The organism is Achromobacter sp., assembly GCF_036567245.1.
Classification (GTDB): domain Bacteria; phylum Pseudomonadota; class Gammaproteobacteria; order Burkholderiales; family Burkholderiaceae_B; genus Achromobacter.
The window spans coordinates 1-12,650 of sequence record NZ_DATCUY010000701.1; the positions used below are offsets into that span (position 1 = coordinate 1).

13 protein-coding genes are annotated in these 12,650 nt (G+C 67.0%); 7 read left to right on the forward strand and 6 right to left on the reverse strand.

Features of this window, described 5'->3' with window-relative positions:
• Positions 1-156: 156 nt before the first annotated feature.
• Positions 157-1,284 (forward strand): acyl-CoA dehydrogenase family protein, encoded by a 1,128-nt coding sequence (locus tag VIR09_RS30265; protein ID WP_332016231.1) that lies wholly within the window; start codon positions 157-159, stop codon positions 1,282-1,284.
• A gap of 10 nt (positions 1,285-1,294) precedes the next feature.
• Here VIR09_RS30265 and VIR09_RS30270 read toward each other — a convergent pair whose 3' ends face one another.
• The 5 genes from VIR09_RS30270 to VIR09_RS30290 form a co-directional block, all read right to left on the reverse strand.
• Positions 1,295-1,666 (reverse strand): DUF2784 domain-containing protein, encoded by a 372-nt coding sequence (locus VIR09_RS30270; protein ID WP_332016232.1) that lies wholly within the window; start codon positions 1,664-1,666, stop codon positions 1,295-1,297.
• Positions 1,667-1,679: 13 nt separating this feature from the next.
• Entirely contained in the window at positions 1,680-2,255 is a 576-nt protein-coding gene (locus tag VIR09_RS30275) for a restriction endonuclease (protein WP_332016233.1), read from the reverse strand.
• Positions 2,256-2,289: 34 nt separating this feature from the next.
• The gene (locus tag VIR09_RS30280) at positions 2,290-2,535 is read right to left on the reverse strand and encodes an RNA-binding S4 domain-containing protein (protein ID WP_332016234.1); all 246 of its coding nucleotides are present in this window, start codon (positions 2,533-2,535) and stop codon (positions 2,290-2,292) included.
• Between the two features lie 33 nt (positions 2,536-2,568).
• Complete coding sequence (locus VIR09_RS30285; protein WP_332016235.1) at positions 2,569-3,231, reverse strand: DUF502 domain-containing protein; 663 nt, start codon at positions 3,229-3,231, stop codon at positions 2,569-2,571.
• A gap of 127 nt (positions 3,232-3,358) precedes the next feature.
• The gene (locus tag VIR09_RS30290) at positions 3,359-3,826 is read right to left on the reverse strand and encodes a winged helix-turn-helix transcriptional regulator (protein WP_013394098.1); all 468 of its coding nucleotides are present in this window, start codon (positions 3,824-3,826) and stop codon (positions 3,359-3,361) included.
• A gap of 135 nt (positions 3,827-3,961) precedes the next feature.
• On the opposite strand from VIR09_RS30290, the gene VIR09_RS30295 reads away from it, so the two are divergent.
• Entirely contained in the window at positions 3,962-5,263 is a 1,302-nt protein-coding gene (locus VIR09_RS30295; protein WP_332016236.1) for a D-amino acid dehydrogenase, read from the forward strand.
• Positions 5,264-5,345: 82 nt separating this feature from the next.
• On the opposite strand, the gene VIR09_RS30300 is transcribed toward VIR09_RS30295, so the two are convergent.
• A complete protein-coding gene (locus VIR09_RS30300) occupies positions 5,346-6,230 on the reverse strand; it encodes a LysR family transcriptional regulator (protein ID WP_332016237.1) in 885 nt (294 codons plus the stop codon).
• A 191-nt stretch (positions 6,231-6,421) separates the two neighbouring features.
• Between VIR09_RS30300 and VIR09_RS30305 the strand changes: the two genes are divergently transcribed.
• The 5 genes from VIR09_RS30305 to VIR09_RS30325 form a co-directional block, all read left to right on the forward strand.
• The gene (locus VIR09_RS30305; RefSeq protein ID WP_332016238.1) at positions 6,422-7,390 is read left to right on the forward strand and encodes a tripartite tricarboxylate transporter substrate binding protein; all 969 of its coding nucleotides are present in this window, start codon (positions 6,422-6,424) and stop codon (positions 7,388-7,390) included.
• 36 nt (positions 7,391-7,426) lie between these two features.
• Entirely contained in the window at positions 7,427-8,653 is a 1,227-nt protein-coding gene (locus VIR09_RS30310) for a CaiB/BaiF CoA-transferase family protein (RefSeq protein ID WP_332016239.1), read from the forward strand.
• Between the two features lie 73 nt (positions 8,654-8,726).
• On the forward strand, positions 8,727-10,520 hold the full coding sequence (locus VIR09_RS30315; protein ID WP_332016240.1) for an acyl-CoA dehydrogenase family protein: 1,794 nt from the start codon (positions 8,727-8,729) through the stop codon (positions 10,518-10,520).
• Positions 10,521-10,566: 46 nt separating this feature from the next.
• A complete protein-coding gene (locus tag VIR09_RS30320) occupies positions 10,567-11,694 on the forward strand; it encodes a DNA repair exonuclease (protein ID WP_332016241.1) in 1,128 nt (375 codons plus the stop codon).
• Positions 11,691-12,650, forward strand: a 960-nt coding sequence (locus VIR09_RS30325; protein WP_332016242.1) for an AAA family ATPase, incomplete at its 3' end; no start/stop codon positions are given. The genes VIR09_RS30320 and VIR09_RS30325, both read left to right, overlap by 4 nt.

Below are 12,650 nucleotides of genomic sequence, written 5' to 3' on the forward strand. Positions count from 1 at the left end.
AGGACGCGCCGCGCGAATAGGCCGGCGCGCAGCGTGGCCGGAGGCGTGCCTGCCGCAGTGTATTCTGGCGGTCATGCGGCGCCCGCCTGGCGGGCCCGACCTTGCAGAACAGAGCAGGCCGTGTACCGGCCGCCACCGCACCCAGGAGAGACAAACATGCTTTTGACGGAAGAACAGCTCAGCGTCCAGGAAATGGCGCGCCGCTTCGCGCAGGAGCGCCTGACGCCCAACTCGGAACGCTGGGACCGCGACCACAGCTATCCCGCCGACGCCATCGCCGAAATGGCGCAGCTGGGCTTTTTCGGCATGCTGGTGCCCGAAGCCTGGGACGGCAATGACAGCGGCTATATCTCGTATGCGGTTGCGCTGGAGGAAATCGCGGCCGGCAACGGCGCTTGCTCCACCATCATGAGCGTGCACAATTCGGTCGCCTGCATGCCCATCCTGAAATTCGGCTCCGACGCGCAGAAAGAGCAGTTCCTGCGTCCGCTGGCAACCGGCGAGCATATCGGCGGATTCGCGCTGACCGAGCCGCAGGCCGGGTCGGACGCCAGCAGCCTGCACACCCGGGCGCGCCGCGACGGCGACGACTACATCCTGAACGGCGCCAAGCAGTTCATCACGTCCGGGCGCAGCGGCCAGGTCGTGATCGTGTTCGCGGTGACCGACCCCGAGGCCGGCAAGCGCGGCATCTCCGCCTTCATCGTGCCCACAGACACGCCGGGCTACAAGGTGCTGCGGGTGGAGGACAAGCTGGGCCAGCATGCCTCGGACACTTGCCAGATCGCGTTCGAGGACATGCGTATTCCTGCCGCCTGCCGTCTCGGCGCGGAAGGCGAGGGCTACAAGATCGCGCTGGCCAACCTGGAAGGCGGGCGCATCGGCATCGCGTCCCAATCCGTGGGCATGGCGCGGGCGGCATACGAGTGCGCGCGCGACTATGCGCGCGACCGGCAGGCCTTCGGCAAGCCGATCATGGAGCATCAGGCCGTCGCGTTCCGCCTGGCAGACATGGCCACCCAGATCCACGCGGCGCGGCAAATGGTGCTGCACGCCGCGGCGCTGCGCGAAGCCGGCAGGCCTGCGCTGATGGAAGCCTCCATGGCCAAGCTGTTCGCCTCTGAAATGGCCGAGAAGGTATGCTCCGCCGCCATCCAGACCCTGGGCGGCTACGGCTATCTGAAGGATTTTCCGGTCGAACGGATCTATCGCGACGTGCGCGTCTGCCAGATCTACGAAGGCACCAGCGACATCCAGCGGCTGGTGATCGCGCGGGGCTTGTAAACGGGCCGGCCTAGGCCGGCTGGCGCCGGCCGCGCCGCGCCCACAGCGTGTAGACCACGATATTGCCCACGATCAGCAAGGCTGCCAGCACGACCTGCGTGGCGCGGGTGATGCCTTCGGGATAGATCAGCGCCAGCACGTAGTGTTCGACGAAGCCGCCGCCATAGCCTTGCTGGCCGGCCTGCTGCCGCAGCGAAACTTCCAGCGGCGTCAGCGGGCAGATCCAGCCCATGCCTATGACCAAAGCGCCCCATGCCAGCGCCGGCAGGTGCAGATAGGCGATCCAGCGCTTCCATAGCGCGAGCAGACCGCCGAACATCACGAAGGCGACGAAGAGGCCGTGCACGATCAGCACGAGGTCGGCTAGCAGGCGATAGCTCATTGCCGCACCCGGGTCAGGGCTTGAGGTCCCGCAGCAGCTTGGCCAGCTCGGGCGCCATCATCAGCGAAACCCCCTGCGACTTGGCGTATTGCAGCGCATTGTCCGAGACCTCGCCGAGCGCGATATAGATGGCTTCGCGCGCGCCGCGTTTCTCGCGCGCCGCCTGCAGTTCGCGCAGGGGCTCGACGCCGACGCGGGCGGCTTTCCAGCGCTTGGCGCTGACCAGGGCGACGTGTCCGTCCTTGGTCAGCGCGAAATCGGCGCCCGGCAGTTGCAGCCGCTGCACTTCACAGCCGTCGCGGCGAAAGCCTGCCTCGACGGTTTTGGAAAAGTCGGCCCAGGACATGCCGGCGGCGGCCTCGGCCACGGCCTGCACCCGCGCGCCCGAGGGCGAGCGCAACTGCTTGTAGGCCGCCATGATGGCGATGACCGCGAACGGCACCGAGGCGAACACGCCCATCGCGGCGTACTCCAGCGGCAGCGCGGCAAAGCCGGCGGCCGACAGCAGCACGGCCACGCCGGCGCTCATCCACCAGGGCGAGCGCAGCAGCACGGCAAAGATGGAGTTCTGGGACATCTTGAATTTCATGGCGGCTCGCGGTGATGCTTGGGGAGGGTGGGCTTCAGGCGTCCTGGCCGCCGGCGTCGGCGGCGCGCACGACGATGCGCACGTCGCCGCAGGTGACGATCTGGCCGGCGCGGATCTTCGCCGTCTTGCGGCTTTCCACCGCGCCGCCCACGCTGACGTGGCCGTCGGCCACGAGCATCTTGCCCGCGCCGCCGCTGTCGCACACGCCGGTGGCCTTGAGCAGCTGGTTCACTTCAATATAGGGGCTGCCTTCGGCCAGCGTGAATTCGATGATGGGCATGTCTGGTCTGTCGTGGAGGTAAGGGTGGGGCGCTCAGGCCTGGCCGCCGCCGTTGGCGCCGCCCGGGGCTTCGGCGGGAGGCTCCTGCGCGGTGGGGCGGCTGTTGTTGTTGTTCTCGGCGCGCGCCATCCAGGCGATCAGGGACGAACGCATGGCTTCCTCGACCGACATCTGGATGGGCTGGACCCATTCCTGCGGCACGAACACGGTATAGCCGCCGATCATGTAGCCCATCGGCAGGTACACGGCCACGCGTTCGCCCTGGGTGAAGCCTTCGGGCAGGCCTTCCAAGTTGCGGCGGGTGACCAGGCCGACCAGTTCCAGCTGCTGGCCCGGCACGCGCAGGATCACGACCTGCTGGGCGGTGTTCTTGGAGCTGGGCGAAAAATAGTCCGCGAAGCTCTTCAGGGACGTATAGATGCTCTTGACCACCGGCAGGTTGGTGAACGGCATTTCCAGCAGCACCAGTACCCGCTGCACGCGTTCCTTGGACACCAGGTAGCCGATGGCCAGGATGCCGAGGATGCCCAGCGCCAGGCCCATGCCCGGCACGTAGAACCCGCCGATGAAGGGGCGCAGGAAGGTCAGCGCCACGGCTTCGGTCCAGGCCAGGAAGATGTAGAGCAGGTAGATCGTCAGGGCCAGCGGCAGGACCGTGATCAGGCCGCGGAAGAAGTACTTATAGAGACGGGTCATAGACATAGGCAAATAAATTAGGGTCGGATTACGCGGCAAAGGCACGCGCCGAAGGGCCGCCAGCATAGCAGCCAGCGCGGACCCGACCGGTAACAATCGGCGTGCAATCCGCTGCGGCGGCAGGCGCCTAGCGGTCCACAGGCAGGTACAGGGTCTCCTTGATTTCCTCCATGACCACGTAGCTGCGCGATTCGGCGGACGCGGGCAGGCGTTTGAGGATTTCGCCGAGGAGACGGCGGTATTCGTTCATTTCAGTCAGGCGGGCCTTGACCAGATAGTCGAAGTCGCCGGACACCAGGTGGCATTCCATGACTTCGGGCACATATAGCAACTCTTTCTTGACCTTGTCGAACACGTCGCCGGATTTGGCCGACAGCTTGATCTCCAGGAAGACGAGCAGGTTCTTGCCCAGCGCCGCCGGATTGACGCGCGCATGGTAACCCGTGATCACGCCTTCGCGCTCCATGCGCTTGACGCGGTCGGAGCAGGGGGTGGCCGACAGGCTGATCCGGTCGGCCAGTTCGGTCACGGAAATCCGGCCTTCCCGCTGCAGGATATCCAGGATTTTCAGGTCGATACGGTCTAGCTCGCGCATTTCACTTTTGGCGATCGAAAAACAGGAAGGGGCCGGGAAAAAGCACTGCCAAAGAAAAATCTTCAGTGCTTTTCACTACTGAGAGGCCCATAGACTACCGAAATTCCTGAACAAAACCAATCATCGGAAAGAATCATGCACGTCATCGTCCTCGGCAGCGGCGTCATCGGCACCACCACCGCCTATTACCTGGCCCGTCAGGGAGCCAAAGTCACGGTGCTGGACCGCCAGCCCGCGGCGGCGCAGGAGACCAGCTACGCCAATGCCGGACAGGTGTCGCCGGGCTATTCCACGCCCTGGGCGGCGCCCGGCATTCCGCTGAAGGCCATCAAGTGGCTGTTCCAGAAGCACGCCCCGCTGGCCATCCGCCTGGACGGCAGCCTGTTCCAGCTGAAGTGGATGGCGGCCATGCTGGCCAACTGTTCGGCCGAACGCTACTCGGTCAACAAGGAACGCATGCTGCGCCTGTCCGAGTACAGCCGCGATTGCCTGCGCGAGCTGCGTACGTCCACCGGCATCCACTACGAAGAGCGCACCCGCGGCACCCTGCAGCTGTTCCGTACCGAGGCCCAGCTGGAAGCCGCCCGCCGCGACATCGCCGTGCTGGAAGAGGTGGGCGTGCCCTACGAATTGCTGGACCGCAACCGCCTGGTGTCGGCCGAGCCGGCTCTGGCGCGCTCGCTGCACAAGCTGTCGGGCGGCCTGCGCCTGCCCAATGATGAAACCGGCGACTGCCAGCTGTTCACCACGCGCCTGGCCGAACTGGCCAAGGGCCTGGGCGTGGAGTTCCGCTTCGGCCAGTCGGTGGCGGGCCTGAACACGGCCGGCGGCCAGATCACCGGCGTGCGCGTGGGCAACGAAGTGCTTACCGCCGACCGCTACGTCGCCGCCTTCGGCAGCTACACGCGCGACTTCCTCGCGCCGCTGGGCCTGGACCTGCCGGTGTATCCGCTCAAGGGCTATTCGCTCACCATCCCCATGGCGGACGAATCGGCCGCGCCGGTCTCGACCATCCTGGACGAAACCTACAAGATCGCCGTCACGCGCTTCGACCAGCGCATCCGCGTGGGCGGCATGGCCGAGATCGCGGGCTTCGACCTGCGCCTGAAGGACGCCCGCCGCAAGACGCTGGAGCTGGTCGTCAACGACCTGTTCCCCGGCAGCGGCCACGTGGCCCAGGCCGAGTTCTGGACCGGCCTGCGTCCCATGACCCCGGACGGCACGCCGGTGGTTGGCGCGACCCGCTACGGCAACCTGTATCTGAACACCGGCCACGGCACGCTCGGCTGGACCATGGCCTGCGGCTCGGGCAAGCTGGTGGCCGACCAGGTCATGGGCCAGCGTCCCGCCATCCGCACGGACGGCCTGGACCTGTCGCGCTACGACCGCAAGGCGGCGTCCAACCAGACGCTGGTGCTGGACGGCAAGAGCGCCTGATTCCTGCTTTTCCCCTGGCCCAGGCCGCAAGCCTGGCCCGCAAAGGCCCCGACAGCACAGAGCGCTGGCGGGGCCTTTGCCTTCATGGGTGTTGCGGTTGCGCCAATTGCTCCAGCATGGCCAGTACGGCAGGTTGCGTTTCGTCGTGGCGCCAGATGCCGCGCAGGTCCGACGGGGTCGACGCATGCGTCAGGGGACGGCAGACCAGGTTCGGCAATTGCACCTTGCCCAGCGAGGCCGGGACCAGGGACACGCCGAACTCATGCGAGACCAAGGTCGCGATCGTCAACATGTTCCGCACCTTGTGCCGGATATGCGGCGTGAAGCCGGCTTGCAGGCACAGCGCCAATATCTTGTCGTAGTAGCCCGGCGAAAAATCCCGGGGAAACAGCACGAAGTCATCGTGCTGCAACTGCTGCGCGTTTATCGCCTCTAGTCCGGCCAGGGGATGCGTGGCCGGGAGCAGGCATACGAAGTCTTCACGGTGCAAGACGCGCGACGACACGCCGGATGGCATCACCCTGGGATGCACGATGCCGATGTCGATCTGGCCCCGTTGCAGCGCGTCGATCTGCTCGTAGCTGCTGAGTTCATAAAGCACCACTTCGACCTCCGGACGCGCCACGGCGTAGGCCCGCACATCCGAGGCCAGCCGGGTCAGGAACGACGAACCCACGAATCCGATATGCACGGCGCCGGCTTCGCCATTGGCCGCGCGCCGCGCCTGTTCCTCCGCATCGCGCGCCAGCGCCAGCAGCTTCAACGCTTCGCGATAGATCACCTTGCCGGCCTCGGTCAGCGCCACTTCGCGGGTGGTTCGGCGTAGCAGTTCCATGCCCAGCGAGGCTTCCAGCTGGCGGATGTTGAAGCTGAGGGGAGGCTGGCTGATGGCCAGGCGCTTGGCGGCCCTGCCGAAATGCAGCTCCTCGGCGACGGCCACGAAGTAGCGGAGTTGGCGCAGATCCATGGGAGGGCTCGCGGGTGGGGAGGGGGCCGGCTGGCTCAGGCAGGCTGGAAAAGATTGATCCAATATCGGTATGAATAGCACAAAAAAATATATTGGACGAGAAAAATCACGCTGCCAATAATGGGTTTCACCGCGGAGACACGCGGCCATGAATCCGGGCAAAGACCCGCGATCCCCCAAGGAGACTTATTGTGCGTATCCCTATCCTCATCGCGTTGACCGCCAGCGCATTGCTTGCCGCCACCGGCGCGCAAGCCCAGGACTATCCCCGCATGCCGATCCGCCTGATCGTGCCGTACTCGGCGGGCGGCATGACCGACGTGGTGGCCCGCGTCATCGGCCAGAAGTTGGGTGAACGGCTGGGCCAGCCGGTGATCGTAGAAAACCGCGCGGGCGCGGCCACCATCATCGGCGCGGAAATGGTGGCCAACGCCAAGCCGGACGGCTACACCTTGCTGGCGGCGACCAACACCACGCTGACCATCAATCCCTGGCTGTACCCGAAGCTGCCCTATGACGCCGTCAAGAGCTTTGCGCCGATCGCCTTGATCGCGAGCACGCCGAGCGTCATCGTGGTCAACCCGAAGGTCCCGGCGCAGACGCTGGAACAGTTCGTGGCCCAGGCCCAGGCCAAGCCGGGCGAATTCAGCTACGCGTCCTACGGCGCCGGTTCGACCGCGCACCTGGCGGGCGAAATGCTGCGGTCCAGGGCCAAGATCAACCTGCTGCATGTGCCCTACAAGGGCAGCGCGCCCGCCAAGGCGGCGGTGATGGGCGGCGAAGTCTCGGTCACGTTCGAGCCCGCGTTCACCGGCCTGCCGCAGATCCAGGCGGGCAAGCTGACCGCGCTGGCCGTCATGAGCGACAAGCGCTCCGCGGTGCTGCCGCAGTTGCCGACCACGGCGGAGCTGGGCTATCCCGACATGAAGATGTCGGCATGGGTCGGCATCCTGGCGCCGGCGGGCACGCCGCCCGCCATCGTGAAGTCCTTGAGCGGCACGATCGAGCAGGTCATGGCCCAGGCCGATGTGCGCGAAGCCCTGCTGCGTTCGGGGGGCGAGCCGGTGGGTTATTTCGGCGACGCCTTCAGCGCCTACATGCGCGAGGAAAGCGCGCGCTACGGGCAGGTCATCAAAGACGCCAACATCCGCATCGATTGACAGCGCCGCAACGGCATCAAGTCCCAAGACACATACATGACCATCAAACCGCTATCCCATATCCGCGTGCTCGACCTGACCCGCGTGCTGGCAGGCCCCTGGTGCACCCAGAACCTTGCCGACCTGGGCGCCGACGTGACCAAGATCGAGCGCCCGGGCGCGGGCGACGATACCCGCGGCTGGGGGCCGCCCTGGATGCCGGATGCCGACGGCCAGCCGCGCGAGGATTCTGGCTACTACGCTTCGACCAACCGCGGCAAGAAATCCGTGACCGTGGATATCTCCACCGCCGAAGGCCAGGACATCATCCGCCGCCTGGCCGCGGATTCGGATGTGCTGGTGGAGAACTACAAGGTCGGCACGCTGGCGCGCTATGGCTTGGGCTACGAAGACCTGCGGGCGGATAACCCCGCGCTGGTCTATTGCTCGATCACCGGTTTCGGGCAGACCGGGCCGTACCGCCACCGGCCGGGCTACGACTTCATTTTCCAGGGCATGGGCGGCCTGATGAGCGTCACCGGCGAGGCCGATGGCCTGCCGGGCGCGGGCCCCCAGAAGGTGGGGGTCGCGGTGGCGGACATCACCACCGGCATGTACGCCAGCCTGGCGATTGCGGCTGCCTTGGCCTGGCGCGAACGCAGCGGGCAGGGGCAGCACATCGACATGGCCTTGCTGGACTGCGTGCTGGCGTTCGGCAGCAACCCCGCGGTCAACTACCTGGTGTCCGGCAAGACGCCCCGGCGTTACGGCAACGCGCATGCCAACGCCGTGCCTTACCAGGTCTTCGACACGCAGGATGGCCGCCTGATCGTGGCGGTGGGCAATGACAGCCAGTTCGCGGCCTATTGCCAGGAGATCCAGCGTCCGGATCTGGCGCAGGATCCGCGTTATGCCAAGGTCAGCGGACGCCTGACCCATCGCGACACCCTGCTGCCCTTGCTGGCTGAAATCATGGCGACGGATACCAGCGCGGCATGGCAGGGCCGGCTGGAAGGCGCGGGGGTTCCTTGCGGACCCATCAACAGCTTTGCCGAAACGTTCACCGATCCGCAGGTCGTGCATCGGGGCTTGCGGGTCGATCTGCCGCTATCCACGGGCGGGACCTGCCCAGGCATCGCCAGTCCCATGCGCTTTTCGGCGACGCCGCTGGACCATCGCGCGGGTCCGCCGGTGCTGGGCGAGCATACCCGCGAGGTGCTGGCGCAGCGTCTCGGGTTGTCGGATGCCGCCCTGACGGAATTGCGCGCGGCCGGCGTCATCTGACTTTTCATTTGCGAATCACGCGTCCGCGCCGATTGGGGGCGCGGCGTCGAACCACGTCCTTCAGGAGCTGCTTATGCCTTTTCTCGCCAGATACGACGAATACGTCCGCCCGCGTCCCGAGCGGTCCTCGCAGAGTTCGCATTTCCTTGCGCCCGATTGCGCGGGCCAGGATTTCTACGCACTGGATCGGGGCCTGCAGGATCTGCTGAGGCTCTACGTGCCCGAGGCCGCGCATGCCAGGCTGCTGCCGCAGTTCCAGCGCATGGGGCAACTGGCTGGGGGGCGCCTGAACGCGCTGGCCACCGTGGCGGACAAGTTTCCGCCCGTGCTGCATCCGCGCACGCGCTGGGGCGAGGACGAAGACTGGATCGAATACCACCCGGCCTACCAGGAAATGGAGCACATCGCTTTCGTCGATTTCCAGTTCCATGCCATGAGCCATCGCGCCGGCGTGCTGGGCTGCGACGCGCCGTTGCCGCCCGTGGCCAAGTACGCTTTGCAGTATCTGTTCGTCCAGGCCGAATTCGGCCAGATGTGTCCGATCAGCGTATCGGACACGTCGATCCATCTGATCCGCAAGTTCGGCAGTCCGGACCTGCAGGAAAAGCTGCTGCCGCGCATGCTGTCCAGCGATCCGGCCACGCTCTGGAAGGGGACGCAATTCATGACGGAGAAAACCGGAGGATCGGATGTGGGCGCGCTGGAGACCGTTGCGCGCCAGGTCGACGGGACCTGGCGCCTGCACGGCGAAAAGTGGTTCTGCTCGCACACGGACGCGGATGTGGCCTTGCTGTTGGCCCGCCCGGAAGGCGCGCCCGCGGGCACGCGCGGGTTGGCGCTGTTCGCGATGCCGCGGCGCCTCGAAGACGGCAGCCGCAACGCCTATCGCATCGTCCGCCTGAAGGACAAGCTGGGCACGCGCTCGATGGCCAGCGGCGAAATCCGCCTGGAAGGCGCGCAGGCGTACCTGGTGGGGCAGGTGGATCAGGGGCTCAAGCACATGATGGAGCAGGTCAACCTGTCGCGCCTGTCGCACGGTGTTCGCGCGGCGGCGATGATGCGCCGCTGCCTGAACGAGGCCATGCTGGCCGCCCGCCACCGGCATGCGTTCGGACGCGATGTCATGGCCTATCCGCTGCTGCGCCGCCAGTTGCTGAAACTGCTGACGCCGACGGAAGCGGCCTTGTCCATGGTGATGGCCACGGCCGACATCATGCGGCGCGCGCAGGAAGGCGATACGGCCGCCGCACCGGTGCTGCGCCTGTTGACGCCGCTGTTGAAGCTGCGCACTTGCCGCGACAATGTCAGCGTGGCGACCGGCGCGATGGAGATACGCGGCGGCAATGGCTATATCGAAGACTTCATCAATGCCCGGCTGGTGCGTGACGCGCATATCGGCGTGTTGTGGGAGGGCACCAGCAACATCAATGCGCTCGACGCCATCCAGCGCGCCGTGCGCAAGGACCGGGCGCACGAGCCGCTGTCCGCGTTGCTGGAAAGCAAGCTGGAGCAAGCGATGGCCTTGCCTGCCGCCTGGCGCGCCACCTTGCGGGATTGCCTGCGCCGGGCCGTCGGGCTGGCCGAGGCCGTGGGGGCGGATGAAAAGCACGAGGCGCAGGTGCGGCGCGCGGCGTCAGCGCTCTATTACGTATCGGCAGCGGTATTCATGGCCTGGGAGAGCTGCCAGCCTGGCGTGGATGCGAGGCGCCTGCTGCTTGCCGACGCCGTGCTGCGCCACTACCTGCTTCCCGCCGATCCCTTATGCGACGCCGCCAACGACGCAGAGACGCAGGCCGACATGCTGATGCTGCAGGAAACGCCCTTGGCGCTGGCGCAGGTCTTGCCTTTGCTGGCCTCGCATTCCTGAAGGGGAACTCCGCCGCGGGCCGGGTCTTGCTCTTACAATTCCGCGCATGACCCATTTCCTGCATACCGCCGATTGGCAGATCGGCCGACAATACGGCCAGTTTGAGACCGACGACGCCGCCATGCTGGCCGAGGCCCGCTTCGACGTCGTCGCCCGCATTGCGGCGCTGGCCGCCGAGCGCGGCGTGGACGCCGTGCTGGTGGCGGGCGACGTGTTCGACACGCAAGGCGTGTCGGACCGGACGATACGCCGCCTGTTCGCCGCCATGGCGGCCTACGCCGGGCCCTGGGTCATGATCGCCGGCAACCACGACGCGGCGCTGGCCGACAGCGTCTGGAGCCGGGCGATGCAGCTGGGCTGCATCCCGCCCAATGTGCATGTGCCGCTGCGCACCGGCGTGGTCGATCTGGCCACGATCAACCTCGCCGTGCTGGCCGCGCCTTTGACGCAACGTCATACCTATGACGACGTGACCCAGGCCTTCGATGCGCTGGAAACCGAAGCCGGCCGCATCCGCGTGGGCCTGGCGCATGGCAGCGTGGCGGGCCGCCTGCCCGACACCATAGACGCCACCAATCCCATCGCCCCGGACCGCGCGGCGCGCGCCCGCCTGGACTATCTGGCGCTGGGCGATTGGCATGGCTGCCTGTCCATCGACGAGCGCACCTGGTATGCCGGTACGCCGGAGCAGGACCGTTTTCGCGGCAACGAGCCCGGCTATACGCTGCATGTGCGCATAGCCGCGCCGGGCGCGGCGCCCGTCGTCGAGCGGCTGGCCACGGGCAAGTACCGCTGGTCGGCCTGGTCGGAAACGCTGAGCCTGCCCACCGACGCGCAGTCGCTGGCCGGGCGCATGGCGGAACTGCGCGCCGAGGACGTCTTGCGGCTGGAAGTGCAAGGGCACGTCAACATGGAAACCTGGGAGGCGCTGCAACGCGCCGTGGACCAGGCGGCGGCGCAGGTGCGGGCATTGCTGCCGGACTTGTCCGGCCTCTTGCTGGAACCGGACGAAGCCGACCTGGCCGACCTGCGCGCCAGCGGTTATGTGGGCGAAGTGGCGGCGCAATTGCAGGCATTGCAGTCGGATCCGGACCAAGCTGCGGTCGCGGGCGAGGCCTTGCGGCTGCTGCTGCGGTTCCAGCGCGAAAGCGCCGTGCCGGGAGCCGCCAAATGAAGCTCTCGCGCATCGCCCTGGAAGAATTCCGCAAGTTCCGCCAGCCCATGGCGCTGGAAGGACTGCAAGACGGCCTGAACCTGTTCGTGGGCCCGAACGAAGCGGGCAAGAGCACCGTGGCGGCGGCTATCCGTTCCGCCTTCCTCGAACGCTACAGCACCAGCAAGGTCGCCGACCTGGCGCCGCACGGCGAGTCCGGCGCGCGGCCCAGCGTGGAACTGGAGTTCACGCATGCCGGGCACAGCTATGTGCTGAAGAAGCAATTCCTGTCGCGCGCCCGCTGCGAGCTGCTGATCGACGGCGGCGCGCAGCGCCTGGACGGCGAAGAAGCCGAGAACGCGCTGGCCGCGCTGCTGGGCTTTGAATTGCCCGGGCGCGGCCAGAGCAAGCCGGACCTGGCGGGCATCCCCGGCCTGTTGTGGATCCAGCAGGGCGACGGCCACAACCTGCAGGAAGCGGCGGGTCATGCCGGCGCGCATCTGCGCGACGCCTTGACGCAGCTGTCGGGCGAACTGGCTTCGGGCGATGGCGACCGCCTGTACGAACGCGTGGCGGCCGAGCGCGGCGCGCTGCTGGACGCGCGCAACGGCCGTCCCAAGGGCGTGTACAAGGAAGCCGAGGATGCGCTCGCGCGCGCCGTCGCTGAACGCGACGAGTGCGCGCAGGCCATGGCGCAGCTGAACGCCGACGTGGACCGCCTGGCCGAATTGCGCCGCGAACATGAGCGCGCCCAGGCCGGCGAACCCTGGAAGGACTTCGAGGCCAAGGCGGTCGAGGCGCGCGCGCGGCTGGCGGCCCTGGCCAAGGAGCGCGAGGCTTTTGAAGGCCTGCGCCGCGAACAGGCCCAAGCCGCGCAGACGCTGGCGCTGTTGCAGGACCAGGTCCGGCGCGACCAGCAGGACGAGGCCGAACTCCAGTCCCTGGTCAACGAGGCCCGCGCGGCTCGCGCCCGGGTC